The sequence below is a fragment of the Mycobacterium sp. MS1601 genome (assembly GCF_001984215.1).
GTDB lineage: Bacteria > Actinomycetota > Actinomycetes > Mycobacteriales > Mycobacteriaceae > Mycobacterium.
The window spans coordinates 3,421,568-3,446,085 of the sequence record NZ_CP019420.1; the positions used below are offsets into that span (position 1 = coordinate 3,421,568).

25 protein-coding genes are annotated in these 24,518 nt (G+C 66.8%); 8 read left to right on the plus strand and 17 right to left on the minus strand.

Annotated features, from left to right (window positions below):
- Positions 1-33: 33 nt before the first annotated feature.
- On the plus strand, positions 34-945 hold the full coding sequence (locus BVC93_RS16670) for a LysR family transcriptional regulator (protein WP_083738444.1): 912 nt from the start codon (positions 34-36) through the stop codon (positions 943-945).
- A gap of 15 nt (positions 946-960) precedes the next feature.
- On the opposite strand, the gene BVC93_RS16675 is transcribed toward BVC93_RS16670, so the two are convergent.
- Positions 961-1,653, minus strand: a complete 693-nt coding sequence (locus BVC93_RS16675) for a VTT domain-containing protein (RefSeq protein WP_236949995.1) — start codon at positions 1,651-1,653, stop codon at positions 961-963.
- 196 nt (positions 1,654-1,849) lie between these two features.
- On the opposite strand from BVC93_RS16675, the gene fbaA reads away from it, so the two are divergent.
- Positions 1,850-2,884 (plus strand): class II fructose-bisphosphate aldolase, encoded by a 1,035-nt coding sequence (fbaA, locus tag BVC93_RS16680; protein ID WP_083738446.1) that lies wholly within the window; start codon positions 1,850-1,852, stop codon positions 2,882-2,884.
- Between the two features lie 57 nt (positions 2,885-2,941).
- Here fbaA and BVC93_RS16685 read toward each other — a convergent pair whose 3' ends face one another.
- Complete coding sequence (locus tag BVC93_RS16685) at positions 2,942-3,730, minus strand: Rv0361 family membrane protein (protein WP_083738447.1); 789 nt, start codon at positions 3,728-3,730, stop codon at positions 2,942-2,944.
- 96 nt (positions 3,731-3,826) lie between these two features.
- Here BVC93_RS16685 and BVC93_RS16690 point away from each other — a divergent pair, with 96 nt between their 5' ends.
- Positions 3,827-4,243: a DUF3151 domain-containing protein gene (locus BVC93_RS16690; protein ID WP_083738448.1), complete on the plus strand. Its 417-nt coding sequence runs from the start codon at positions 3,827-3,829 to the stop codon at positions 4,241-4,243.
- Between the two features lie 56 nt (positions 4,244-4,299).
- Here the strand turns inward: BVC93_RS16690 and BVC93_RS16695 are convergent, their stop codons facing one another.
- Positions 4,300-5,214, minus strand: coding sequence for a cation diffusion facilitator family transporter (locus BVC93_RS16695; protein ID WP_083738449.1), 915 nt, complete (start codon positions 5,212-5,214; stop codon positions 4,300-4,302).
- Positions 5,215-5,314: 100 nt separating this feature from the next.
- On the opposite strand from BVC93_RS16695, the gene BVC93_RS16700 reads away from it, so the two are divergent.
- Positions 5,315-5,959 carry a TetR/AcrR family transcriptional regulator gene (locus tag BVC93_RS16700; protein ID WP_442928960.1) on the plus strand — a complete coding sequence of 215 codons (645 nt, stop codon included), beginning with the start codon at positions 5,315-5,317 and terminating at the stop codon, positions 5,957-5,959.
- A 194-nt stretch (positions 5,960-6,153) separates the two neighbouring features.
- On the opposite strand, the gene BVC93_RS16705 is transcribed toward BVC93_RS16700, so the two are convergent.
- Together BVC93_RS16705 and BVC93_RS16710 are read right to left on the minus strand one after the other, a co-directional pair.
- Positions 6,154-6,933 (minus strand): site-2 protease family protein, encoded by a 780-nt coding sequence (locus tag BVC93_RS16705; RefSeq protein ID WP_083738451.1) that lies wholly within the window; start codon positions 6,931-6,933, stop codon positions 6,154-6,156.
- 27 nt (positions 6,934-6,960) lie between these two features.
- The gene (locus tag BVC93_RS16710) at positions 6,961-7,578 is read right to left on the minus strand and encodes a peptidase M50 (protein ID WP_083738452.1); all 618 of its coding nucleotides are present in this window, start codon (positions 7,576-7,578) and stop codon (positions 6,961-6,963) included.
- Between the two features lie 57 nt (positions 7,579-7,635).
- Here BVC93_RS16710 and BVC93_RS16715 point away from each other — a divergent pair, with 57 nt between their 5' ends.
- The 3 genes from BVC93_RS16715 (at position 7,636) to BVC93_RS16725 (ending at position 10,288) form a co-directional block, all read left to right on the plus strand.
- Positions 7,636-8,928 carry an adenylosuccinate synthase gene (locus BVC93_RS16715; RefSeq protein ID WP_083738453.1) on the plus strand — a complete coding sequence of 431 codons (1,293 nt, stop codon included), beginning with the start codon at positions 7,636-7,638 and terminating at the stop codon, positions 8,926-8,928.
- Positions 8,925-9,542 carry a PaaI family thioesterase gene (locus BVC93_RS16720; protein ID WP_083738454.1) on the plus strand — a complete coding sequence of 206 codons (618 nt, stop codon included), beginning with the start codon at positions 8,925-8,927 and terminating at the stop codon, positions 9,540-9,542. The genes BVC93_RS16715 and BVC93_RS16720 overlap by 4 nt, the downstream gene beginning before the upstream one ends.
- Positions 9,543-9,625: 83 nt before the next feature.
- Positions 9,626-10,288 carry a hypothetical protein gene (locus BVC93_RS16725; RefSeq protein ID WP_442928961.1) on the plus strand — a complete coding sequence of 221 codons (663 nt, stop codon included), beginning with the start codon at positions 9,626-9,628 and terminating at the stop codon, positions 10,286-10,288.
- Positions 10,289-10,335: 47 nt separating this feature from the next.
- On the opposite strand, the gene BVC93_RS16730 is transcribed toward BVC93_RS16725, so the two are convergent.
- From BVC93_RS16730 to BVC93_RS16785, 12 genes are all read right to left on the minus strand, one after another.
- On the minus strand, positions 10,336-11,532 hold the full coding sequence (locus tag BVC93_RS16730) for a DUF222 domain-containing protein (protein ID WP_083738455.1): 1,197 nt from the start codon (positions 11,530-11,532) through the stop codon (positions 10,336-10,338).
- A gap of 93 nt (positions 11,533-11,625) precedes the next feature.
- Complete coding sequence (locus BVC93_RS16735) at positions 11,626-11,817, minus strand: ferredoxin (RefSeq protein WP_083738456.1); 192 nt, start codon at positions 11,815-11,817, stop codon at positions 11,626-11,628.
- A complete protein-coding gene (locus BVC93_RS16740) occupies positions 11,814-13,019 on the minus strand; it encodes a cytochrome P450 (RefSeq protein WP_083738457.1) in 1,206 nt (401 codons plus the stop codon). The genes BVC93_RS16735 and BVC93_RS16740 overlap by 4 nt, the downstream gene beginning before the upstream one ends.
- Before the next feature lie 82 nt (positions 13,020-13,101).
- Entirely contained in the window at positions 13,102-14,835 is a 1,734-nt protein-coding gene (locus tag BVC93_RS16745) for a dihydroxy-acid dehydratase (RefSeq protein ID WP_083738458.1), read from the minus strand.
- Positions 14,832-16,547, minus strand: coding sequence for a phytoene desaturase family protein (locus BVC93_RS16750; protein ID WP_083738459.1), 1,716 nt, complete (start codon positions 16,545-16,547; stop codon positions 14,832-14,834). Before BVC93_RS16750 ends, BVC93_RS16745 begins: the two co-directional genes overlap by 4 nt.
- Positions 16,531-16,869, minus strand: a complete 339-nt coding sequence (locus BVC93_RS16755; protein ID WP_157516960.1) for a hypothetical protein — start codon at positions 16,867-16,869, stop codon at positions 16,531-16,533. Before BVC93_RS16755 ends, BVC93_RS16750 begins: the two co-directional genes overlap by 17 nt.
- Positions 16,856-18,292 (minus strand): aminobutyraldehyde dehydrogenase, encoded by a 1,437-nt coding sequence (locus tag BVC93_RS16760; RefSeq protein WP_083738461.1) that lies wholly within the window; start codon positions 18,290-18,292, stop codon positions 16,856-16,858. The genes BVC93_RS16755 and BVC93_RS16760 overlap by 14 nt, the downstream gene beginning before the upstream one ends.
- A 12-nt stretch (positions 18,293-18,304) precedes the next feature.
- Positions 18,305-18,871 (minus strand): TetR/AcrR family transcriptional regulator, encoded by a 567-nt coding sequence (locus BVC93_RS16765; protein ID WP_083738462.1) that lies wholly within the window; start codon positions 18,869-18,871, stop codon positions 18,305-18,307.
- Positions 18,872-18,963: 92 nt separating this feature from the next.
- A complete protein-coding gene (locus BVC93_RS16770) occupies positions 18,964-20,502 on the minus strand; it encodes an APC family permease (protein ID WP_083738463.1) in 1,539 nt (512 codons plus the stop codon).
- 109 nt (positions 20,503-20,611) lie between these two features.
- Positions 20,612-21,571, minus strand: a complete 960-nt coding sequence (gene dmpG, locus BVC93_RS16775; RefSeq protein WP_442929090.1) for a 4-hydroxy-2-oxovalerate aldolase — start codon at positions 21,569-21,571, stop codon at positions 20,612-20,614.
- Between the two features lie 41 nt (positions 21,572-21,612).
- Positions 21,613-22,563: an acetaldehyde dehydrogenase (acetylating) gene (locus BVC93_RS16780; RefSeq protein ID WP_083738465.1), complete on the minus strand. Its 951-nt coding sequence runs from the start codon at positions 22,561-22,563 to the stop codon at positions 21,613-21,615.
- An 8-nt stretch (positions 22,564-22,571) separates the two neighbouring features.
- Complete coding sequence (locus BVC93_RS16785) at positions 22,572-23,534, minus strand: hypothetical protein (RefSeq protein WP_157516961.1); 963 nt, start codon at positions 23,532-23,534, stop codon at positions 22,572-22,574.
- A gap of 154 nt (positions 23,535-23,688) precedes the next feature.
- On the opposite strand from BVC93_RS16785, the gene BVC93_RS16790 reads away from it, so the two are divergent.
- Entirely contained in the window at positions 23,689-24,462 is a 774-nt protein-coding gene (locus BVC93_RS16790) for an IclR family transcriptional regulator (RefSeq protein ID WP_083738467.1), read from the plus strand.
- Positions 24,463-24,518 lie beyond the last annotated feature (56 nt).

Genomic DNA, 24,518 nt, shown 5'->3' on the forward strand with positions numbered 1-24,518 from the left:
CAATCATCTTTCGCAATATGCGACATTCATTGGATGAATCTTTCGGGTGTGGATCTCAACCTCCTCGTGGTGCTGCAGGCGGTGCTGCAGGAGCGCAGTGCCACCAAGGCCGCCGCGCGGCTCCATCTCACCCAGCCCGCAGTGTCGAATGCGCTGGCGCGCCTGCGTGTGCTCTTGGGTGACCCGCTGTTCGTGCGCGCAGGTCGCGGCCTGAGCCCCACCCCCGCCGCGCTGGCCGTGCAACCGCGACTGGAGCAAGCACTTCGACTCCTGGAGGAGGTGGTGCAGGATCTCGACGACTTCGACATGTCGACCACCACCCGTGAGTGGGTTGTCGCCTTCGCCGATCTCTACGGTCCACTGGTACTGCCCGAACTCGACCGCAGGCTGCAACAACAGGCTCCCCGGTCCAGCGTCCGGGTCGTCGCGCTGGACCGCATCAGCGTCGCTGACGCCCTGGCCACCGGTGAAGTCGACGTGTACTTGGGCATTCCCACCACAACACCGCCGGCGTGGTGCTCGGAACCGGCGTACACCGACGACCTCGTCGGCGTGATCGCCACCCACCACCCTGAGGCCGGCAGCGCCATGACACTCGACCGGTTTGTCGATCTACCCCACGCGCACGTTCGCATCAGTCCGGGGCGAGGCCGCGAGGTCGACGATGCGTTGGCTCGGCTCGGGCACAGTCGGCGCATCCGTCTCACGGTGTCGCACTACAGCTCGCTGTTTCCCGTGGTCGAGAACGGTCACTGCATCGCCGTCGCGCCTCGGCGACTGGCTCGGCACTACGCACGCCGGTCGGCAATCACCCTCTTCGAGTTGCCGCTGGAGTTGCCGACCTACGACGTTCGGCTGTTCTGGCATGTCCGAGTGGACGGCGACCCAGGCGTTGCCGCCCTGCGCGAAATTCTCCGCGAGATCGTTCACGCCGACGCCGCGTGAACCTCGCCAACGGGCTCAGGGCTGCTCGGGAGCGGGCGTGCCCTTGGACCGGCCGCGGGAGCGTTTCACGACCTCGAGGACGATCGGGATGATCGAGATCAGCACGATGGCGATGAAGATCATGTCGACGTTGTCGCGGATGACGGCGATCTGGCCGAGCAGGTAGCCCAGCAGGGTCAGGCCGGCACCCCAGATGACGCCGCCGAGGATGTTCCACTTGATGAACGTGGAGTACCTCATGTTCGCCGCACCCGCCACCAGTGGGGCGTAGGTCCGCACGATCGGTACGAACCGGGCCAGGAAGATCATCGCCGGACCATGCCGCTCGAAGAAGTCGTGCGCTTCGTCGATGTAGCTCTTCTTGAAGAGCTTGGCGTCCTCCTTGAACAGCCGCTCGCCACCGTTCTTGCCGATCCAGTAGCCCACCTGGTCACCCAGCACGGCGGCGATCGGGATGGTCAGCATCAGCACCCACAGCGGCGCGAACGCCGGAACTTCCTCCGATCCGCCAGCGGCCACCAGACCCGCGGTGAACAGCAGCGAGTCGCCCGGCAGCAGCGGGAACAGCAGGCCCGATTCGATGAACACCACCAGCAGCAGGCCGGCCAAGGTCCAGCTACCGAATGAGTTCAGCAGCGTCACTGGCTCCAGAAACCCTGGTAGGAGTGCCAAGTGGGTCACGGTTTCGGCGGAGGCCAGGGCGGTCACGGCGACCAGCGTACCGGCGAGGACTGTCAGTCCGGTCGATGCCGGCGTGGGGCACCCCCAGCGGAGCGAGGGGCGGACGAGCCGGGGAGAGAGGGCCGGACTGCGAAGGTCTTGACCCGGTCCGCGCTGCCGGCCGGGAACTCTTCTTGAGATACTGCAGGCACGCCGACGTCACGCCAGCCAGGAGGAGCACGCCATGCCGATCGCAACGCCCGAGGTCTACGCCGAGATGCTGAGCCGCGCGAAGGAGAACTCCTACGCATTCCCGGCCATCAACTGCGTCGGCTCGGAGTCCATCAACGCCGCATTGAAGGGTTTTGCCGACGCAGGCAGCGACGGCATCATCCAGTTCTCGACCGGTGGGGCCGAATTCGGGTCCGGCCTGGGCGTCAAGGACATGGTGACCGGAGCGGTGGCACTGGCTGAGTTCGCACACGTCGTCGCCGCGAAGTACCCGGTGACCGTGGCGCTGCACACCGACCACTGCCCCAAGGACAAGCTCGACACGTACGTGCGTCCGCTGCTCGCCATCTCCGCCGAGCGCGTCGCCAAGGGCGGCAATCCGCTGTTCCAGTCGCACATGTGGGACGGCTCGGCGGTGCCGATCGACGAGAACCTCGAGATCGCCAAGGAGCTGTTGAAGCTGTCGGCGGAGGCCAAGATCATCCTCGAGATCGAGATCGGCGTGGTCGGCGGCGAAGAGGACGGCGTTGAGGCCGAGATCAACGACAAGCTGTACACCACTCCCGAGGACTTCGAGAAGACCATCGACGCGCTCGGGGTCGGTGAGCACGGCAAGTACCTGCTGGCGGCCACATTCGGCAACGTGCACGGTGTCTACAAGCCGGGCAACGTGAAGCTGCGCCCCGATGTGCTGGACCAGGGGCAGAAGGTGGCCGTCGCCAAGCTCGGGCTGGCCGAGGGCTCAAAGCCGTTCGACTTCGTGTTCCACGGTGGCTCCGGCTCGCTGAAGTCCGAGATCGAGGACTCGCTGCGCTTCGGTGTGGTGAAGATGAACGTCGACACCGACACCCAGTACGCGTTCACCCGCCCGCTGGCCGGGCATATGTTCACCAACTACGACGGTGTGCTCAAGATCGACGGCGAGGTCGGCAACAAGAAGGTCTACGACCCGCGCAGCTACCTCAAGAAGGCCGAGGCGTCGATGTCCGAGCGTGTCGTCGAGGCCTGCAACGACCTGCACAGCGCCGGCAAGAGCGTCAGCGCCTAGGGATTTCGGCGTGATTCCGGTCGCTGAGCGGTCGGAATCACGCCGAAATCGCGGGAACTACTGGGGTGACTGGCAGATCTTCCAGCTGTTGTCCCGGAACTCCAGATCGAAGCTGCGAGTCGAGCGGGTCGACGGGTCGAACGCCATGAACGAGGTGACGTTGGCTTCGGCATGATCGCCGTTGACCACCACCTGATCGATGCTCGCCACCACCGGGTATTGCTTGGCCGCGGCCACCCGGGAGTGGGTGTCTTTCCACTGCCGGTCGTCGTACTTGATGTAGCTCTCCGCTGTGGAACCGCAGGTGACGCTGCGCAGAGTCGCCAAATCGCCGTTCTGGATCGCGGTGTCGAAGCTCTGGATGGTCTCGCGGACCTTGTCCTCCTGCGAGGCCACCGGCTCCTCACTGCGGGTCAGCAGCACCGTGGCGAGGATCGCGATGGCGGCCAGAGCGGCGATCACCAGGATCACCGCGATGACCCAACCCCAGCTGCGCCGGCGGCCCGGGATCTTGGGCACCTCGGTGCGCGGTGGGATGGTCTGCGGACCGGCAGGTCGCGGCGCGCCTTGCACGGCGAAGGCCGGGTCGGTCGGTGGGGCGAAGACCTCGGTGGCCGGCTCATCCGGCGTGCGACCGATGATCTGCGTGGACCCCGCGTCCATGCCCGACGGTGCGGTGTAGCGGCGTTCACCTGGGGTGATGGCCGGCTCGGTCTGCTGGTCGCCGGTCTGATCGGCGGCGGCGAACACCTCGGTGGCCGGCTCGTCGTGGGCCTGTGTGGTCTCGGTGTCAGCCTCGGATCCAGTTCCGGAAGCGTCCTGGTCCGGCCCAGAGGGGTCTGACATGGATCTAGGGTCCTCCCGTGCTGGCTGCATGACTGTGGTTCGAGACTAGTGCCACCGGCGCGTGCCCACTCCCACCCGCACGGCACAATAGTCGCCATGACGCGCATGGGTGATCTTCTGGGTCCGGAACCGGTGCTTCTGCCAGGTGACATCGAGGCGGAAGGTGATCTTGCGGCCGGCGAGAATCCGGCGATCGTGGCGGCGGCGCACCCGTCGGCCTCGGTGGCCTGGGCGACGCTGGCGGAGCAGGCACTCGACGAGGACAAGGCCGTCACCGCTTACGCCTACGCACGGACCGGCTATCACCGCGGTCTTGATCAGCTGCGGCGCAACGGCTGGAAGGGGTTCGGTCCGGTGCCGTTTGCGCACGAGCCGAACCAGGGCTTCCTGCGTTGTGTGGCTGCGCTGGCGCGGGCCGCGGATGCGATCGGCGAGACCCCCGAGTACGCACGGTGCCTCGATTTGCTCGACGATTGTGATCCGCGGGCGCGCGGGGAGCTCGGTCTGGCCTGATCGCCGCGAGAACACACGCCGCGGTTGTGCACCGGCGTGAGTTGGTCAGACGGGTACTAGTGGCTGTGCCCGTGGTGTTCGGGTTCGGGGCTGCCGCAGTCATTGGTGCAGCCGGGCGGCTCCACCTGGACGGTGGCGTGTGCCAGGCCGCGGGCGGTCATCACTGCCCTGGCGGCGCCCAGCACTCGCGCTGAGTCTTCGGTGCTGGTCAGATGCGCGGTGGCCATGTCCTTGCCGGGCACCAGCGTCCACACGTGCAGATCGTGTACCTCGGTGACGCCGGGGACATCACAGAGCGCCTGACGCAGTTCGTCGACGTCGATGTGAGTGGGGGAGCTCTCCGAGAGAATCCGCAGTGCCGCGCGGGCCAGGGCGACGGCCCGGGGCAGCACCCACAGGGCGACGAAGACAGCCACCACGATGTCGGCATAGGGCCATCCGGTGGTGACGGTGACGATGCCCGCGATCAGCACGCCGATGCTGCCGACGGTATCGGCCACCACCTCCATGTAGGCACCCTTGACGGCCAGGCTCTTCTCGGAGTCGCCGCGTAGCAGCACCACCACCGCGGCGTTGGCGATCAACCCGGCCAGGGCGACCACGATGAGCGGAACGCCGGGCACCTCGGGTGCGTCGCCGAGACGCTCGAAGGCCTCGTAGAGAATGAAGCCTGCGACGCCCATCAACAGGACGGCGTTGGCGACGGCGGTGAAGACTTCGGCGCGGTGCCAGCCATAGGTCCGGGCCGCCGAGGCCGATCCGCGCCGGGCCAGCAGAACCGCGGTCAGGCCCATGAACATCGCCACCAGGTCGGTGAGCATGTGGCCCGCGTCCGCCAGTAGGGCGATCGAGTTGATCATCAACGCTGTCACCAGCTCGACGAGGAAGAACACGGTGAGAATCGCGGCTCCGATGAGCATGCGACTGACTCGCGTGTCACCGCCGTGGCTGTGATCGTGACCGGCACCCATACCGAGCAATATATGCGCATCTGTGCATGTGTTGCAAGCAGATGTGTTCCCGCCATGCGGGAGAAGCACTTACATACAGACAGAAATGTATCCTGGAGCGGTGATTCGGCAGACGACGCGGCGGCGCAGCCAGGAGGAGCGCAGCGCTGAAACGCGCACCCGCCTGCTCGATGCCACCATCGAATGCCTGCTGCGCTACGGCTACGCCGGCACCACCACGCCACGGGTGGCCGAACTGGCCGGCGTCACTCGCGGGGCCCAGGTGCACCATTTCGGGTCCAAGGACGACCTGATCCTGGCGGCTTTGCAGCACCTGACGGCCAAGCGGATCTCCACCGAGGTGGCGCGGTTCTCCCTCGACTACGCGTCGGCAGAAGACCCCATCGACGCCATCCTTCAGCTGCTCTGGGATATCCACAGCGCACCTATTTTCATTCCGATCGTCGAGCTTTGGGTGGCCGGGCGCACGAACGCAGAACTGGGGCGGGAGGTGGCGAAGTTCGAGACCGTCGCCACCAGCACGCTGATGTCGGTCATCGGAGAGTTCGCGCCGGAGGGGATCCACCGCTCCATGGCCGACTTCGTCTACACCGCCATGGACTCGCTGCGCGGCATCCTGATCTCGAGCTTCGTCGACGGTGATCCCACGCGAGCGCGCCGGCGCTGGGACCGGGCCAGTGCGAATCTTCGGCGCATCGTCGACCCCGAGATCGTCGACTGGGCGCTGGCCCAGACCGCTCGCTGAGCCGGTCAAGTGGACGCACTTACATACACAGCTGTATGTTTATGTCAGCTTGCGGCGGCACGCCGGGGTGGCATTGGAAGGGCGGCACGACAGAGGGGGTCGTGCGGGCCCACCGAGGGGTCTGATGCGGCCCTGGCGGACCGCCGCGAGCTGCTCTCACTGTCGGCGGATAGCCGCCGAAACCGGGGCCGCGGCTACAGCCAGGCCGACCAGAAGCGGGTCAGTTGCCCGCCGATCGACGAAAGATATCCGGGCACGCCGGACAGTTCGTAGAGCCAGTACACGCCGGTGAAGAACCACTGGTTGAGGGCCGGTGCGATCAGCAGGATCAGCAAGATCATGAAACCCCACGGCTTGAACCGCTCCAGGGCCCGCTGCGTGTCGTAGCTCAGGTGCGGCTCGAGGGCGCCGTAACCGTCCAATCCCGGGATCGGCAGCAGATTGAGCAGCAGCGCCGTCACCTGCAGGAAGCCCAGGAACGCCACGCCTGCCCAGAACACCCCGTGAGCGGTGTCGTAGAACAGCCGGGCCAGCGTCAGGAGTATCACCGCCAGCACCAGGTTGGCGAACGGCCCGGCCAGGCTGACCATGGTGCGCTGTCGCGGGGTCATCGTGTATGTCTGCACATACACCGCCCCGCCGGGCAGACCGATGCCGCCGAGAGCGATGAACAGCAGCGGCAGCCCCAGTGACAGCAGCGGGCTGGAGTACTTCAACGGGTTCAGCGTGAGGTAACCCCGCACTGCGACATCGTGATCTCCGTAGCGCCAGGCGGTGTAGGCGTGCCCGAATTCGTGCAGGCACAGCGACAGCACCCAGCCCGCGATGACGAACACGAACACACCGGCGTAGGCCAGCACCGTGACCGACTCGGCGGCCAGCCAGGCCAGCACCCCACCAAGTGCGGTCACCGCGACGATCGCCAGGAAAACCGGGCTGGGCCGAACTGACTGCCCGGGGGGACGGATGCTCACGTATCGAAGCTACCTACCCGCCGACGCTCATACCCTCAACCAGCCCTCGATGTGCCGGTAGAACGTCGAGCGGCGCACCGGCCGCGGGGCCGCCACGCCGTCGCGCACCACGACCGCGCCCGGCGTGCCCAACTGCGCGGCGCGCCCGCTGACCCAGGGGCCGGAGCGCCAGCCGGTGCTGAGCACCCGGGCTCGCAGTCCCGGCATGGTGTGAGTCGGCTCCACCACAACGCCGGCCACCGCACCGTCGAACAGCACGGTGTCATCGACGATGCCCTCGCCTTCCAAAAGCTGGCCGTCGGCCGCCGGACGCCAGTAAGCGCGGCGCACCAGCACGGTCCCGGTTTCGTCGCGGATCAACGGAACCCGTTGTGCCGCAGCGGTAAGCGCGCGTCGCGCGCCGCGAGATCCCGGCAGATGCGCCACTTCCACGGCCAGCCGGTCGGCGCGCAGCAGCCGGGCCAGCACCGTCGCAAGATCGGCATCGCTGCCCAGCACCACCGCCCGTGTGACCTCGCCGACGGCGGCATCCACGTCGGCCGGTTCGGTGATGTCGACGCGCGGAATCGCGGTCAGCGCGCGGGGTATGGAACGCCCCCCGAAACGCAGCACCGTGGTCAAAGACGCTCCCGTCGAAATATGCAGGCAAAAGTTCGGATAAGGTAGCTCACCGGCTGGATCACAATACGCAGGAGAAACGCCATGCCGGCAATCGTCCTGATCGGCGCCCAGTGGGGCGACGAGGGCAAAGGAAAAGCCACCGATCTACTCGGTGGCCGGGTGCAGTGGGTTGTGCGCTACCAAGGTGGCAACAACGCCGGGCACACCGTGGTTCTCCCGACGGGAGAGAACTTCGCCCTGCACCTCATCCCGTCCGGGATCCTGACCCCCGGGGTCACCAACGTCATCGGCAACGGCGTCGTCGTCGACCCCGGTGTGCTGCTCACGGAGCTTTCGGGCCTCGAAGAACGCAAGGTCGACACCTCACGGTTGCTGATCTCGGCGGATGCGCACCTGTTGATGCCCTACCACGTCGCCATCGACAAGGTGACCGAGCGGTACATGGGCAGCAAGAAGATCGGCACCACCGGCCGTGGCATCGGTCCCTGCTACCAGGACAAGATCGCGCGCATCGGCATCCGGGTGGCAGACGTCCTCGACGAGGCGCTGCTGGCGCAGAAGATCGAGGCGGCCCTGGAACTGAAGAATCAGATCCTGGTCAAGATCTACAACCGCAAGGCGCTGGACCCCGACGAGGTGGTGCAGCAGCTGCTCACCCAGGCCGAGGGGTTCAAGCACCGCATCGCCGACTCCAGGCTGCTGCTCAACCAGGCTTTGGAAGCCGGTGAGACGGTGCTGCTGGAGGGCTCCCAAGGCACCCTGCTGGATGTCGATCACGGCACCTATCCGTTTGTCACGTCGTCGAACCCCACCTCGGGCGGCGCAGCGGTGGGCTCGGGGATCGGCCCCACCCGGATCACCACCGTGCTGGGCATCCTGAAGGCCTACACCACGCGGGTGGGCTCTGGCCCGTTCCCGACGGAGTTGTTCGACCAGTACGGCGCCTACCTGGCCAAGACCGGCGGCGAGGTGGGCGTCACTACCGGACGCCCTCGACGCTGCGGCTGGTTCGACGCCGTGATCGCCCGTTACGCCACCCGGGTCAACGGCATCACCGACTACTTCCTGACCAAGCTCGACGTGTTGTCGTCGCTGGAGACGGTGCCCGTCTGTGTCGGTTACACGATTGACGGCAAGCGCACCGACGAGATGCCGATGACCCAGAGTGACATCGCGCGCGCCGAGCCGATCTATGAAGAGCTGCCCGGCTGGTGGGAGGACATCTCCAGCGCCCGGGAGTTCGACGACCTGCCCGCCAAGGCCCGTGACTACGTGCTGCGGCTGGAAGAGCTTGCCGGGGCTCATGTTTCGTGTATCGGAGTCGGGCCGGGACGGGATCAGACGATCGTGCGCCGCGACATCCTGGCTCCGTGACCGATCCCGACTACGACCGCCACGGCGGGTTCCCGGTCTTCGAGCCCGCCCACCCAGGCCCCGGTTTCGGCCGGTTCCTGGCGTCGATGCGACGGTTGCAGGACCTCGCGGTGTCCGCCGACCCGGACAGCACGACGTGGGACGACGCCGCCGATCGGGTCGAGGCACTGGTGGCACTGCTGGCCCCGTCCGAGGCCGCAGAGGGCGTGGGACCGGCCAACCGGGTCGTCGAGCTGCCCGGTGGCGGCAGCCTGTTGATGCCGCCGTTTCGGGTGCGCAGCTTCGAGCCCGAGGGCGTCGAGTTGACTGTGCAGTTCAGTCGCTTCCACGTGGGCGGCAACTACGCCGTACACGGTGGGGTGCTGCCGCTGCTGTTCGATTCGATCTTCGGCATGGTGATCCACGCCGCGGGACGGCCCATCAGCCGCACCGCCTTCCTGCACGTGGACTACCGCAAGGTCACGCCCATCAACACCACGCTGACCGCGCGTGGCTGGATCCGTGAGGTGCAGGACCGCAAGGCCTTCGTCAACGCCGAACTGCGCGACCCCGACGGCAATGTGTTGGCCGAGGCCAACGGGTTGATGGTGCGTCTGCTCGCCGGGCAACCCTGACGGTCGGCGTAGAGACTGCACGTAGTGCGGCGTTTTGCGCTGAAATCCCGCACCCCGTGCAGTTTCGGCGGCACCATGATCACGTGACCATCGAACGTCCCGAGCGCACCCTGCGCCGGTTGTCCACCCCGCGCGCGGCGGGCCTGGCCGGAGTGTTGTTCGCCGTGCTGTTCGGCGTCGCGATCGCCCTGATCCACACCGCGCTTCCCGAAGGCGCCCAGCCGGGTGCGCAGTGGGTGGAAGGTTCGGAGGGCAAGCTGCGCGCTGCCGCGGTGCTGATGCCGTTCGCGGGCATCTGCTTTCTGTGGTTCATCGGGGTGGTGCGCGACGGGTTGGGCAGGTTCGAGGACAAGTTCTTCGCCTCGGTCTTCCTGGGCAGTGGGCTGCTGTTCCTCGCGATGATCTTCGTGGCGTCCGCGGTGGGGGTGGCGCTGGTGGCCAGCCGCGGTGCCGACTACGGAGCCGATGTGCACGTGTTCGGTCAAGCACTGCTGATAACGCTGTCGAAGACCTACGCCCTGCGAATGGCAGCGGTGTTCATGATGTCGCTGGCCACCATCTGGCTCAAGACCGGCCTGGTGTCACGGGGACTGGTGATCTTCACCTACGTGGTGGCGCTGATGCTGTTGGTGGCCAGTGACGTGACGGTGTGGCTGACACTGGCGTTCCCGGTGTGGGTGCTCATCGTCAGCGTGCTCGCGCTGAACAAGGCCGGGCTGATCGACCTGCACCGCGACGGCGATTGACCTGGCGAGCGCGGATTCTGCTGTTGGCGACTAACTTTGGGTCCTGGTCAGCTATGGATAATCGCCGGGGTCGATGATCCGTTCACCGGTGGTGCAGGTTGTTGGTGCGGGTTTGGCCGCAGTCCAACTCTGGCGGCGGGATCCATTCGGTGACGCCGTCTGTGGGGCGGTTCCTTGTGGTCCAGCCGGTGGTCTCGACCATGCGATTGTTCGGCCCGCAGGCCTTTGCCGTCGAACAGGGCCAGCCAGGGCCTTGAGTGGGCGGCAAATTTCAGGACATCGGCGATCGGCAGCAGGGTACCGCCGGCGGTGAGGCCGTGGCCGGTGCCCTTCTCCAGATCGGTGAGGCTGGCGGTGATGACCACGGTGGCGGGCAGGCCGTTGATGGTGCCCGTTGCCGTGGCGAGCATCCGTTTACACAGGGCCAGGAGCGCGTCGTGGTTCCGCTTGCCGGCGGTGCGGGTGTCGTTGTGTATCTGTTCTTCGGTGGGTTCGCCGTCGAGGCAGGGTGTCTCGTGAGCCGGGTTGCACATCCCGGGGGCGGCGTTCTTCTCCATCAACGGCTCCAAGACAGCCCACGCCTCCGGAGTCAACAACCCCTCAAACGGGCGCATCCCGTCCGGGCGCTGTTTGCCGAACCGGAGGTAGGCCAAGGCTTGGCGGTTCTCATCGGAGAACTCTCCGTCCTGGTTTAACAGGTACAGCATGTGTTGGGCGGCAGCGCGGAACTCGGCGGGTCCAAGTTCGCAGGCATGGTGGGCCAACTGGACTTCGGCGTTCTCCCGGGTCTGAAAGCCCACCGACACCGGCAGCTTACGGAAGAACCACCGCACATGCTTGATGTGCTCGGCGCCGATCACCCCCTGAGCCTGACCGCGGGCAAACGTGGGCATCGACGGCGCCAACGGCTCACCGATCATCGAGGTACGAGGCCTGAACAGCGCTGCCTCATCCAGCTGCCGGTGCGCCTCAGAGGTTGGGATCCGCAACCGCTGCGACAGCACAGCCGCGTAACTCTTGGCACCCAAGGCGACCGGCGAACTCTGGGAGGTGATCCGCTGATACACCCGATGATCGAGCACCGGCTGCGCACGGTTCACGGCTTCGCGGCGCTGCTGCAGCGCCAGCAACTCGGCATCGGTGAACGCGTCGATCGACAGCCGATTCATCTGCGCGGTCAGGGTTTCGATCTGGGCTTGGGCAGCCAGCATCGCCTCACGATCGGCGACAGCTGAGGAACCCATGACTCGAACATATAGGCGACCACCGACAGAAAGTGCGCCGATGTTGCACCAGATACTCAAGTGACAGAGGAGTTTTCGCCGTTCATCGTTCGATCACTCGGTGATACTCAGCGCTCCAGACGGGCAGAGCTGCACGGCTTTCCGCGCGTTGTCTTGCTCGGCAGAAGGCACCTCCTCGACCAACAGCACCACGATGCCGTCGTCGTCCTGATCAAAGACCGCTTCGCTGTTCATCACACAGACCCCGGCGCCGATGCAGACGTCGCGGTCGGCCTGCACCCTCACCAGGCCACCTGCAGCGACTGCAACCCGTAGATGAAGTGGAAGGACCGGAAGGCCACGTCGTCGAAGGGTTCGTCGAGGCGCAAGGTCGGGAAGCGTTGCAGCAGAGCCGGAAACGCGATCTTCATCTCCATTCGCGCCAGCGGTGCGCCCAGGCAGTGGTGGACGCCGTGGCCGAACGCCAGGTGTCCCATGGCACCGCGGCGGACGTCGAACGCCTCCGGGTTGTCGATGAAGGCGGGGTCGCGGTTGCCCGAGGGCAGCGAGACGAACACCAGTTGGTGCGCGGGGATCTGCACCCCGGCGATCTCGACCTCGGTGGTGGTGATGCGGGGGATGCCGGAGTGCACGATCGACAGCCAGCGCAGCAGTTCCTCCACGGCCGGGCCCACGGCATCGGGGTCGTCGCGCACCAGGGCCAGTTGGTCCGGGTGCCGCAGCAACGCCAGGGTGCCGAGGCTGAGCATGTTGGAGGTGGTCTCGTGGCCGGCCAGCAGCAGCAGGCTGCAGATGCCCACCAGCTCGTCGTCGGTGAGCTCCGATCCGTGCTCGCGCACCAGCATTCCCAGCATGTCGTCGCCAGGGGAACGACGGGCACCGGCCACCAGCGCCTGCATGTAGGCGCGCCCGGCGCGCTGCAGCTCGAAGCGTTCCTCGATCGGGATCGACAGGTCGAGCTGGCGGCTGGTGCGGTGCTGGAAATCGTCACGGTCGTCATACGGCACGCCCAGCAACTCGCAGATCACCAGTGACGGGATGGGCAGCGCGAAGTCGGTCACCAGATCACTTGGCGGACCGGCCTTTTCCATGGCATCCAGGTGCTGGGTCACGATCTCGGTGATGCGCGGCTCCAAGCGCTTCATCCGGCGGCCGGTGAACTCGCCGGTGAGCATGCGGCGCAACCGGGTGTGCCGGGGCGGGTCCAGGCCCAGCAGGTTACCGGACTGGGCGGCGCGCTGTTCCTCCTCGGACACCTCGGGTGCCCCGGGCACGAAGAAGCCGGGCGGACGCTCGTTGGAGAACCGCTCCGGATCCGAGAGCACCGTCTTCACGTCGTCGTGGCGGGTCACCAGGTACACCGGCATGCCGAAGGCGTTGACGACGGTGCGCACCCCCTCGTTCTCCCGGATTTCGCCGAGGGCGGGGATGGGGTCGAAGTCGACGCGCCGCATGTGCAGCGGAGGTGAGGCAGGTGCCTGGGTCATGGTGTCGACGTTACGCGCGGGATTGTTGGGGCCGCGCTAGGAAATCGTCGATCAGGCCGTTGACCAGGCCGGTATCACCGGCTCACCAGCCGCCCACCCAGCCGTCGAAGATGGCGTCCGGCTCGTTCTCGGGATGCTCGGAGCGGCCCACCAGGAAGTCGAAATCACACCCTTGGTCGGCCTGCAACACATGTTCGACGTACATCGTCGCGTAACCGCGGGGCTGTCGGCTGCGCGCCGGTGGAATCTGGCGTGTGGCCAGTTCCTCGTCGGGGACCAGCAGGTCGAGCGTGCCTGCATGCGCATTCAGCGAGATGATGTCGCCGTCGCGTACCAGACTCAGCGGCCCGCCCGCGGCCGACTCGGGGCTGACGTGCAGCACGCAGGTGCCGTAGGCAGTTCCGCTCATCCGGGCATCCGAGATGCGCACCATGTCGGTGACGCCCTGGCGCAGCAGCTTGCTCGGGATGGGCAGCTGCCCCCACTCGGGCATCCCGGGGGCACCCCGCGGGCCGGCATTACGCAGCACCAGAACGGAATCCGCCGTGACGTCCAGGTCGGGGTCGTCGAACCGCGCCATCATGTCGCGCATGTCGTCGAACACCACCGCGGGTCCCTGGTGCACCAGCAGCTCCGGGGTGGCCGCGCTGCACTTGATGACCGCGCCGTTGGGCGCCAGGTTCCCACGCACCACGGCCAGGCCCTTTGGCGGCTGGAACGGGGCGTCGACGGTGGCGATGACGTCCGCGGCGGTGGAGATCCTGCTGGGCAGGTTGTCGGCGACGGTCTTGCCGCTGACGGTCAGCACATCGGTGTGCAGCAGGGTCTCGATGGACTTCATCACCGCCGGGATGCCGCCGGCGTGGAAGACCTGCTCCACCAGGTGTTCACCGGCAGGCCGCACATTCACCATCAACGGTGTGCGGGCCGACAACTCGTGGAACCGGTCCAACGTCAAGGGCACCCGGGCGCGGCCGGCGATCGCCAGCAGGTGCACGATCGCATTGGTGGACCCGCCGACGGCCAGCATCAAGGTGATGGCGTTGTCGAAGGCCTCGGCGGTGAGCACCTGCGACGGCCGCACGCCTTCGGCGGCCAGACCGACGGCGCGCGCACCCACCTCCTCGGCCACCTGCATGCGTCGGGAATCCATGGCCGGTACCGCGGCGGCGCCGGGCAGCGTCATGCCCAGACCCTCCACGATGGTGGCCATGGTGGAGGCGGTGCCCATCTCCGGGCAGTGCCCCCGAGAGGGGCCAGCCGCCGCCTCAAGCCGCTCGTAGTCGGCCATCGACATCCGGCCCGCCCGCACGTCGTCGATGTACTGCCACAGGTCGGTGCCCACGCCCATCTGCTTGCCGTCGAACACCGCCGGTGCCGCCGGTCCGCCGGTCAGCACGATGGCCGGGACATCCGCGCTGGCCGCGCCCATCAGCTGGGCGGGCACCGTTTTGTCGCAGCCGCCCAACAGGACCACGGCGTCAAACGGGTAGGCCCGGATGGACTCCTCCACGTCCATCGCCATCAGGTTGCGGAACAGCATCGTGGTCGGCTTCATCAACTGCTCGCCCAGGGAGATGGTGGGGAACTCCAGCGGGAAACCCCCTGCCGCCAACACCCCGCGGCGCACCGAGTCGGCCAGGCCGCGAAAGTGCATGTTGCAGTTGACCACCTCGGACCACGAATTGCAGATCCCGACGATGGGCCTGCCCTCGAACGCCATCCGGGAGAACCCGGATGCGCGCATGGCCGAGCGGTGGACGAAGCCGGGAACATCCTGGCCGGCAAACCATTTGGCGCTGCGTAACTGACTCATCGGACGCGGGCGGCGTACGCGGTGATCTTGCGCAGTGCAGGTTGGCGGGCGGCTTGGTATCCGAACCAGCGGCCGGGCCTGGTGCCCATCAGGGTGCCGACCATCCGCTGCTGCCACGGCGCTCTGACCCCGGCCGGACGCAGCGGTGTCACCGGCGCCACCCCGTCGGAGTCGGCCAGCGCTGCCTTGGCGGCGTTGTGTCCGTTGGCCCCCATCACCCCGCCGCCGGGATGAGTGCCCGAGCCGCACAGGTAATAATTGCGCACCGGCGTACGGTAATTCGCGAGCTCGGGAATGGGCCGGGCACCGAACAACTGGTCGAGCATCATGGAGCCGTGGAAGATGTTCCCGTCGGTGATCAGATACTCGTTGTGCAGATCGTCGGGAGTGATGATCACCCGATCCAGGATGTGCTCACGCAGATTGGGTGCGTAGGTGAACAGGTCCTCGAGCACCAGGTCGGCCCACTTCTCCTTCTCCGCGGCCCAGGTGGTGCCGGTGAGCTCCGACGGCAGCTGCTGGATGCCGAGGGTCATGGTGTGCAGACCCGCAGGCGCCAGCGTGTCGTCGGTGACCGACTGGGTGACGGCCTCGATGACGAACGTGCTGGGGAACGTGCCCCGCCGCTGCGCCTCGTAGGCCTCCTCGAACGCCTCCCGGCTGGGGCCCAGCAGCTGGTGGCCGTGGTGCTGCGGACCCTCGGTGGCGTCGGCGAACGGAAGATACTGCGGCAGTTCGTCGATCAGCAGGTGGATGCGTGCCATGGAGCCGCGGGTGTCGATGTTCTGGACATCGCGCACCAGCTTGGGTGCCAGCACTCCTGGTTCCAGGAACTGCAGCAGCGACCGCTTGGGGTCGGCGTTGGAGAACACCTGCCCGGCGGTGATCACCGAGCCGTCGCGCAACCGCACCCCGGTGGCGACCCCGCGCTCCACGAGCACCCGGTCCACCGGGGCCGAGGTCCGGATGGTGGCACCGTGCGCTCGCGCGGAGGCGGCCAGCGCCTCGCTGATGGCGCCCATACCGCCGCGGGCCATGCCGAATTGGCCGAAGTTGCCGTTGAATTCGCCCCAGGAGTGGTGCCCGTAGGTGTAGGCGGTACCCGGTGTGGAGGGGCCGCCGAAGATGGACACCATGCCGAAGAAGGTGAGCATGCTCTTGATCCGCTCGTCCTCGAAGTAGCGGTCCAGCAGATCCCGCACCGAGAGCAGGGTGAACTCGTCGAACAGGGTCTGCTCACCGGCGGCCTCGAAGGCGGCGAACACCTCGGAGCGCTCCGGCGGCGGCTTCAACAGATAGGGGGTGACCAGTCCGGCGAAACGCTGCAACCGGATGCCGAAGTCGAGGAACGCCTGCGCGTCCTTCTTGTTGAGCTTCTCCAGTTCCCGCAGCGTGCGGTCGGTCTCCTTCCACATGGTGAAGGAGGTGCCGTCGCGGAACAGGCTGAACGACAACGCATCACCTTGGTACAGCTCCAGGCCGTACTTGGCCAGCTCCAGTTCGGTGATGATCTCGGGGCGCAGTAGGCCGGCGATGAAGGCGCACGACGACCATTTCGAGCCCGGGATCAGCTCCTCGGTGACGCAGGCCCCGCCCACGAGGTCGCGGGCTTCCAGCACCAGCACCGTCTTGCCGGCGCGGGCCAGGTAGTTGGCGGTGACGAGGCCGTTGTGGCCGGCGCCGATGATGACGGCGTCATAGTGAGTGGGCATCGGGACTCCTGAGTGGGGAATGACGGGTGAAGACGGTGCTGACGCTGTCCGGTTCCACCAGTTCGTCGAAGCGTGCGACGACGGGCTTGAGCTCGGGTGCGTTGTCGCGCACCTGTTCCCAGTCGGGCCAGGAAGTCACCGTCATCACTTCGACGACCACACCGTCGTCGGAGAGGTAGACCTCGAACCCCAGCACTTCGTCGAAACCGAGGCAGACCGGGCGGTCGAGCTCGGTGGAGAACTGTTCGAACTCGGCGACCGGCACCCCCGGCCGCAGGCGGAAGGTGTTGATGGCGCTGACGGTCATGTCAGGCGCTTTCACGGTTGATCATCACGTGCTTGATCTCGGTGTACTCCTCGAGCGCGTACACCGACATGTCCTTGCCGTTGCCGGACTGCTTGAAGCCGCCGTGCGGCATCTCCGGGGTGACGGGCAGGTGATCGTTGACCCAGACGGTGCCGAACTGCAGGTCGCTGGAGGCGGTCAGAGCCCGTCCGATGTCACGGGTGAACACCGAAGCGGCCAAACCATATTCGGTGTCGTTGGCCCAGGCGATCACGTCGTCGTTGTCGCCGAACCGGGTGACCGAGGTGACCGGTCCGAACACCTCGGTGCTGACGATCTCGTCACCCTGGCGGGCGCCGACCACCACGGTGGGGGCGGTGTAGAAGCCGGTGCCCGGGTTGTCACCCTGGATGAGCTCGGTGTGCCCGGTGGCCTTGGCGCGGTTGACGAATCCCTCCACGCGGTCGCGGTGGGCGGCGGTGATCACTGGTCCCATGGCGGTGCTCTCCTGCGCGATATCGCCGAGATCGAGTTCCTTGACTGCCTTTTCGAGACCGGACACCAGGTCGTCATGCACGCTGTCGTGCGCGTAGACGCGCGAGGCGGCCATACAGTCCTGGCCGGAGTTGCAGAACGCGCCCTCCATGATCTTGGCGACGGTCAGTTCGATGTCCGCGTCCGGGTACACCAGCACCGGAGCCTTGCCGCCCAGTTCCAGGTGCAGGCGCTTGAGGTTGGTGTCGGCCGAGGCCCGCATCAGGGCCCGGCCGGTGTCCACCGAACCGGTCAGCGACGACATCCGCACGGCCGGGTGCGATACCAGGCGGGCGCCCACGTCCTCGCCGTCGCCGGTGATGACGTTCAGCACGCCGGCCGGGAACAGGTCGGCCGCCAGTTCGGCCAGCCGCAGCACCGAGAACGGCGTGTGCTCGGAAGGCTTGAGCACCAGGGTGTTTCCGGTGAGCAGGGCGGGGGAGATCTTCCAGATGGCCATCAGCAGCGGGTAGTTCCATGGGGCCACCGAGCCGACGACGCCCAGCGGGTCGCGGCGGATGATGCTGGTCTTGCCGGCGACGTACTCGCCGGCAGCACGGCCTTCGAGGGTCCGGGCGGCGCCGGCGAAGAAGCGGAGGTGATCTGGGATCATCTCCATCTCCTCCAGGGCAAGCCCGATCGGCTTGCCCACGTTGCGGGACTCGATCTCGGCGAGGGTGCGCGCATCGTCTTCCACACGGTCGGCGAGCTTGAGGAAGGCACGGGCGCGTTCACCGACGGGCGTGCGGGCCCAATCCGGGAAAGCAGCAGCTGCCGCGGTGACGGCGGTGTCGACATCGGCGACGGTGCCGTGCGCCATCTCGGCGAACGCCTCGCCGGTGGCGGGTGCGGGAATCGGCACCTTGGCGCCCTCGGCTGCGGCGGTCCACTTTCCGTCGATGAACATCTTGTCGTGAAAGGTCATGATGGCTCCAGTTCAGTTCAGGCCGGACTTGGCGGCCGTGGTCAGCAGGGCGCGTATCGCGTCCTTCGAAATCGGTTGTTGAGCAATGGACATGTGCACCATCAGGCCCTCGACCACGACGTCGATCAGGCGGGCGGTGGCACGGTCGAAGTGGTGGGCCAGGGCATCTTCGGCCCGCTCCATCCATTCCTGCGTGATGCGCTTGGTGTCGGCTCTGCGCACCGCGTCGCCGTACAGTTCGAAGGTGACGGCGAGTTCGTGGGGATTGGCGGCCAGATCGTCGGTGATGGCCAGGACGATGCACTCGATCAGGTCTGATTCCGAATCGCAGGCTGCCAACCGGTTCTCGAAGCGGGTGGCCAACTTGTCGACGTGCGTCCGGAAGGCGAGCTGCACGATGTCGTCGAGTGTCTTGAAGTGGTAGGTGAGGGAACCGAGGGGGACGTCGGCGGCTTCGCCGATGGCGCGGTGGGTGATTCCCGCTACTCCGTCGCGGGCCAGCACCGCCAGCGCCGATTCCACGATGCGCTCCTTTCGGTCGGGGTCGTGACGGCGAGCGCGCCGGGGAGCCGTGGCCATATCGGACCTTCCTTTAGGAACGTCTGTACGTATCGATGGGGACAAACGTACCTATCGATGCCCCGGCGTGCTCGCTTTCGGCTGAATGTGCCTCAGACGGCTTCGGGAGCGGGGTCGGCGAGGTCGCGTTCGTCGAGCGCCTTGCCCACCAGCTCATAGCGGTCCGGTGCGAAGAAACGCAGATACAGCCCGTAAGCGATGCCGGCGAGCAGTGCCAGGAACACCAGCGACACCATCAGCACCGCGGTGGCCCCCTGCACACCCAGCAGGATGTCCAGGCTGTCGAGGGTGAGGATGAAGAAACCGGCGAGGCCGATGATCGCCAGGATTGGAGCGATCACGGTGTTCCACGGCCGCTTGTCCACGTTCGACTTGCGGAAGAAGGCGAAGATCGCGATTCCGGCCACCAGCTGCGAGGCGATGACGCCGATGGTGCCGATGCCGGTGGCCCACGTGAACAGCGTGGCGAACGGATCCTGGCCCGCGATGGCGAAGGCCAGGATGACCACTCCCACCATCACGCTCTGCACAATGGACGCCACCCACGGCGTCTGACGCTGCGGCAGGGTCCACCCCAGCGGCTTCCACACCAGGCCTTGACGACCCAGTGAGAACAGGTAGCGCGACACGTTGTTGTGGAACGTCACGATGGCCGCGAACGTGGCCGTGACGATCAGGATCTGGAACAGCAGCGAGATGTTGTGGCCGATGATGGTGTCGCTGGCGACGAAGATGAAGTTTCCACCGGTCTCGGTGGCGATGGCCACCACGTTGCCCAGGCCCAGCGCGTTCATGATCAGCCAGCCCGACACGGCGTAGAGGACACCCATGAACGCGATGGACAGGTAGGTGGCCCGGGGAATGGTTCGGGCTGGATCCCGGGCTTCCTCACCGTAGATGGCCGACCCCTCGAAGCCGATGAAGGACGCATGCGCGAACATCAGTGCCACACCGAGCGCGCCGGCCAGCACCACACTCGGGTTGAAGGGTTCGAAGCTGAACTCCGACACCGGAACCGCATCACCGAAGAGGCTGAAGACGCTCAGCACGGTGATCATCAGGACCTCGAGTGTCATGAACACCCCGAGCACGCGGGCCCCGGAGTGCACCCCCTGTACGCCCAGGCCCAGGCACAGTAGCAGGCCGACGAAGGCGTACACCCACCAGGGCACGCTGAGGCCCAGTGCCGGATTGAGCAATTCGGCTGCGTAGTAACCGAATCCGCCGTACAGACCGGCCTGGATCGCGTTGTAGGCGAAGATCGCCAGCGACGCCGAACCCAGCCCGGCGACCCGGCCGAGCCCCAGTGTGACGTAGGCGTAGAAGGCGCCGGCGTTGGTGACGTGGCGGCTCATCGCGACGTAGCCGACCGCGAAGATCATCAGCACCACGGCGGCGATGACGAAGGCTCCGGGCATTCCGACGCCATTGCCGGCGCCGATGATGATGGGGAACAGCGCCACGACCACGGTCAGTGGGGACGCGGCGGCGATGATGTAGAAGAAGATGCTCGGAACGCCGAGGGTGTTCTCTTTCAGGCCGTGGTTACGGCGCCCGCCGGGTTCGGTGGGAGTGACGGGCGCCGTCGTGGTCGGCCGTCGTGCGGGTTTGGGTGCGGTGACATTCTCCATGGTGTTTCATCTCTCGTGGCTTGGGACGATCGTAGGGGGCGGATCCGCGTCGAATCCGTTTCCAGGTGCCTGGCGATCGATCACCGGGCACGGTGGAGAAAGCGACTGTTCACCTCCTCATGTCCAGCGCGAGATCGGTGAGCAGGTCTTCCTGGCCACCCACCATCGCGCGGCGGCCGGCCTCGACCAGTAGGTCCCGGGTGTCGACACCGATGTCGGCGGCGAGACGTTCGGCGTGCAACAGGAAGCTCGAGTACACCCCGGCGTAGCCCAGCGTGAGGGTCTCGCGGTCCACCCGCACCGGGCGGCGTTGCAGCGGGCGCACCAGGTCGTCGGCGGCGTCCATGAGCGCGAACAGATCGCACCCGTGGGCCCAGCTGTTGAGATCGGCCACCGCGATGAACGCCTCCAGCGGACAATTGCCCGCCCCGGCGCCCAGTCCGGTCAGTGACGCATCCACCCGGTGTGCGCCCTCCTCCACGGCGGTGACCGAATTGGCCACGCCCAGAGCCAGATTGTGGTGGGCGTGCACGCCAATGGTGGTGGCCGGATCGAGCACGCCACGGTAGGCCTGCACCCGCTCGCGCACGCCGGTCATGGTGAGCCGGCCCCCGGAATCGGTGACGTATACGCACCCTGCTCCGGCGTCCTCCATGATCTTCGCCTGCGCCGCCAGGGTTTCCGGGTCGGTCAGGTGCGCCATCATCAGGAAGCCGGCCACGTCCAGACCCAGGTCCACTGCGGTGCCGATGTGCTGGCGGGCGATGTCGGCCTCGGTGCAGTGGGTGGCGATTCGCACCGAGGTGACGCCGAGGTCCACGGCAGCGCGCAGGTCGTCGACGGTGCCGATGCCCGGCAGCAGCAGCGTGGTGAGCCGGGCGTTGTTGATGACATCGGCTGCGGCGGCGATCCATTCGGCATCACTGTGGGCGCCGGCCCCGTAGGTCAGACTGCCGCCGGCCAGGCCGTCACCGTGGGCCACCTCGATGGCGGTGACACCGGCCTGATCGAGCGCCCGGGCGATGCGGCGGACGTCGGCGAGGGTGAACGAGTGTCCGATGGCGTGCATGCCGTCGCGCAGGGTGACGTCCTGGATGTAGAGGCCGTCGTTCACAGTGGCACCCCCGTGGTCGAGACCGCGTGCTCGGCCACCCGGACCGCCGCGGCGGTCATGATGTCGAGGTTGCCGGCGTAGGTGGGCAGGTAGTCGCCGGCGCCCTCCACCTCCAGGAACACCGTGACCTGGGTGAGGTCGGACGCTCGATCCGCCTCGGCGACAAGCCTTCTGCGGGCGTCGCCGGCAGGCACGGCGGCGAACTGGACGTCCTGGCGCAATCGGTAGCCCGGGACATAGCGGGCGACGTCACCCACCATCGCGACCACCGCCGCGCTGATCGCCGCGTGGTCCACACTCGACACCAGCGCGGCCACGGTGTCGCGCATGATCATCGCCGGTTCCGCGGGGTTGAGCACGATGATCGCCTTACCGCGCGCGGCGCCACCGACCGTTTCCAGTGCCTGTGAGGTGGTCTGGGTGAACTCGTCGATGTTGGCCCGGGTGCCCGGACCCGCCGAGCGCGACGCGATGGAGGCGACGATCTCGGCGTAGTGCACCCGGGTGACCCGCGACAGCGCGGCGACGATCGGCACCGTCGCCTGGCCACCGCAGGTCACCATGTTCAGATTGCGCCGGCCAGCCAGGCCGGTGAGGTTGACCGCGGGCACCACGTAGGGACCGAGGGCGGCGGGAGTGAGATCGACGACGAGCCGGCCGGTGGGTTCCAGCCGGGCGTTGTTGTGCCGGTGGGCGTAGGCGCTGGTGGCGTCGAACACGACGTCGATGTCGTCGAAGACGCTCATGGCCAGCAGACCGTCCACCCCCTCGGCGGTGACCGCCACGTCCAGGCCCGCCGCCCGGGCCAAACCGTCACTGCGCGGGTCGATTCCGACCATGGCGGCGATGTCGAGCACCTCCGACCGCCGCAGCTTGTACATCAGGTCGGTCCCGATGTTGCCGGAGCCGATCACCGCAGCCTTCGGGTGCCGTCGCGTGGTGTGCATTTGTGATGTCAGTTCGTCAGCGCCGCAGCGGCCAGCCGGGACCGAGGTGAGACGGCCACACCGGGGGTGCTGGTGGCGACCAACTCGTTGAGGATGGCCGCGTGCCGGACCTTGTGGCGGATGAGTTCCTCGTGGAACTCGGGCCGGACCCAGCCGTTGTACATCACGGCCTCGGACTCACCTGGCTCGATCTTGAAGTAGACCGGGCCTGCGACGCGGGCGATGTCGCCGGCCTCCCAGAGCCGGTTCATCCCGCCGAACGACTCGAAGGTCTCGGCCCAGACATCCAGGGGCACATCGACATTGCGCCGGATGGCGCCGAGCATGGGCCGGCTCAGGTCGCCCACCGGGTTCACGCTGTCGGCGCCGAGGTCCTGCAGGATCTTGATGGAGGCGGGGTTGGCGTGGCCGGCGTAGACGGAGATCTTGAACTTCGCGTCAGCGGGGATGTGGCCGGCGTCGCGGGCTTTGTTGAGGATGTCGAGCACCCCCTCGTCCCAGACGAGTACCCCGCGTATGCCGGTGGAGAAGATGCGCAGGTAGTCGTCGAGCAGGTAGCGGATGTTGTCCACCCCCCGGACGCGACGCCCACCGGCCTGACCTTCGGTGCTCAGGGCCTGACGGCCGGTGTCCCACCCGGTGCGCGGGCCGGGTACGGCGATCAGTTCGATGTCGTTCTCGGCGGCCAGCGTGGCGACGTCACGCAGTTCCGAGGTGTTCAGCAGCGTGGTGCCACCGCCGAACGCGATGATGCGGTGAATGAAGACATCCTGCTTGGCGGCCTCGTCCAGGAGTGCCTCGAGGGTCGAAAGGCGTTCCACTCCAGAGATTTCCAGCCGGTACTTGCCGCCGTCGTCGAACGATTTGTCCGAGGTGGCCAGCGTGTAGTCATCGGCCGACAAGAGGCCTTGGGAGGCCAGGATGGCGGCTCCGTTCACCTCGGATGTACGGCTGTCGGCTGCGGGGGACATTGCATCTCCTTAGGGGAAGCGGCTGTGCGGAGCGCTGAATTTCACTGAGTGATATCTGACTGCGCTGAATGAAAAATCTAGAAGACGCCCACCGCTCTGTCAACAGGAAGCGGGGCGGTCAGGGCTATCGCTGGGTGCTGGTAGCCTTCACTGGGTGAAAGACGAGGCGAGGTCCGAGAAGGGGTCGAACCTGATCGGCGTGGAACGCACGGCCCGTATTCTGAGCGCGGTCGCCGACGCGGAGAACGGCAATCTGACCGAAATCGCAAGGCGCACAAGCCTCAACGAGGCGACGGTGTTGCGCTACCTCAACAGCCTCGCCGCACTGGGCTACGTCGAGCGGTTCAACACCGCCCAGTATCGGCTGGGCTGGGAGATTTTCCGGCTGGGCCAACGCGCCTTCTCTGGGCAGGTGCCCGCCGACGCGGTGCTGCCCACCATGGAGCGGCTGATGCTCGAGTTCAACGAAACTGTGAACTTCGCTGCCAACAAGGAGCGCAGCGTGGTCATTCTCGAAGTGGTCGAGGGCCGGCGCGCGGTCACCAAGCTCAGCAACGTCGGGCAGTCGGACCCGTGGCACGCCTCGGCGCTGGGCAAGGCCCTGATGGCCACCATGCCCGACAGCGTCTGGCGCGACATCGTGGCCTCATCCGGGTTGCCGGAGCTGACACCGCACACCATCACCACCATGAAGAAGATGGCCGCCGAGATCACCGAGGTCCGCCAGCGAGGCTTCGCGGTGGACCGGGAAGAAGCCGCCGAAGAGCTGACCTGCGTGGCGGCGGCGGTTCCGGTGACCGGCGGCGGCCCGTCCCGCTATGCGCTGAGCATCAGCTTCCTGACTCACCGGTTGACACCGGAACGGCTGGAACACGCTGGGGCACAGGTGATCGCGGGAGCTGCGGAGATCGCCAAGAAGCTACCCTGACACCGATCGAGACGGACCTCAGTCGACAGATTCAGCCGATTCTGTCGACTGAGTTC

What these genes read in the sequence shown, in the direction of transcription:
- BVC93_RS16685 (WP_083738447.1), bottom strand. Translation starts at nt 3,730, where the DNA reads ATGTCAGACCCCTCTGGGCCGGACCAGGACGCTTCCGGAACTGGATCC.
- BVC93_RS16690 (WP_083738448.1), top strand. Translation starts at nt 3,827, where the DNA reads ATGACGCGCATGGGTGATCTTCTGGGTCCGGAACCGGTGCTTCTGCCA.
- BVC93_RS16785 (WP_157516961.1), bottom strand. Translation starts at nt 23,534, where the DNA reads ATGTCCCCCGCAGCCGACAGCCGTACATCCGAGGTGAACGGAGCCGCC.
- fbaA (WP_083738446.1), top strand. Translation starts at nt 1,850, where the DNA reads ATGCCGATCGCAACGCCCGAGGTCTACGCCGAGATGCTGAGCCGCGCG.
- BVC93_RS16730 (WP_083738455.1), bottom strand. Translation starts at nt 11,532, where the DNA reads ATGGGTTCCTCAGCTGTCGCCGATCGTGAGGCGATGCTGGCTGCCCAA.
- BVC93_RS16780 (WP_083738465.1), bottom strand. Translation starts at nt 22,563, where the DNA reads ATGCACACCACGCGACGGCACCCGAAGGCTGCGGTGATCGGCTCCGGC.
- BVC93_RS16740 (WP_083738457.1), bottom strand. Translation starts at nt 13,019, where the DNA reads ATGACCCAGGCACCTGCCTCACCTCCGCTGCACATGCGGCGCGTCGAC.
- BVC93_RS16770 (WP_083738463.1), bottom strand. Translation starts at nt 20,502, where the DNA reads ATGGAGAATGTCACCGCACCCAAACCCGCACGACGGCCGACCACGACG.
- BVC93_RS16670 (WP_083738444.1), top strand. Translation starts at nt 34, where the DNA reads ATGAATCTTTCGGGTGTGGATCTCAACCTCCTCGTGGTGCTGCAGGCG.
- dmpG (WP_442929090.1), bottom strand. Translation starts at nt 21,571, where the DNA reads ATGCACGCCATCGGACACTCGTTCACCCTCGCCGACGTCCGCCGCATC.
- BVC93_RS16765 (WP_083738462.1), bottom strand. Translation starts at nt 18,871, where the DNA reads ATGGCCACGGCTCCCCGGCGCGCTCGCCGTCACGACCCCGACCGAAAG.
- BVC93_RS16750 (WP_083738459.1), bottom strand. Translation starts at nt 16,547, where the DNA reads ATGCCCACTCACTATGACGCCGTCATCATCGGCGCCGGCCACAACGGC.
- BVC93_RS16745 (WP_083738458.1), bottom strand. Translation starts at nt 14,835, where the DNA reads ATGAGTCAGTTACGCAGCGCCAAATGGTTTGCCGGCCAGGATGTTCCC.
- BVC93_RS16760 (WP_083738461.1), bottom strand. Translation starts at nt 18,292, where the DNA reads ATGACCTTTCACGACAAGATGTTCATCGACGGAAAGTGGACCGCCGCA.
- BVC93_RS16695 (WP_083738449.1), bottom strand. Translation starts at nt 5,214, where the DNA reads ATGGGTGCCGGTCACGATCACAGCCACGGCGGTGACACGCGAGTCAGT.
- BVC93_RS16715 (WP_083738453.1), top strand. Translation starts at nt 7,636, where the DNA reads ATGCCGGCAATCGTCCTGATCGGCGCCCAGTGGGGCGACGAGGGCAAA.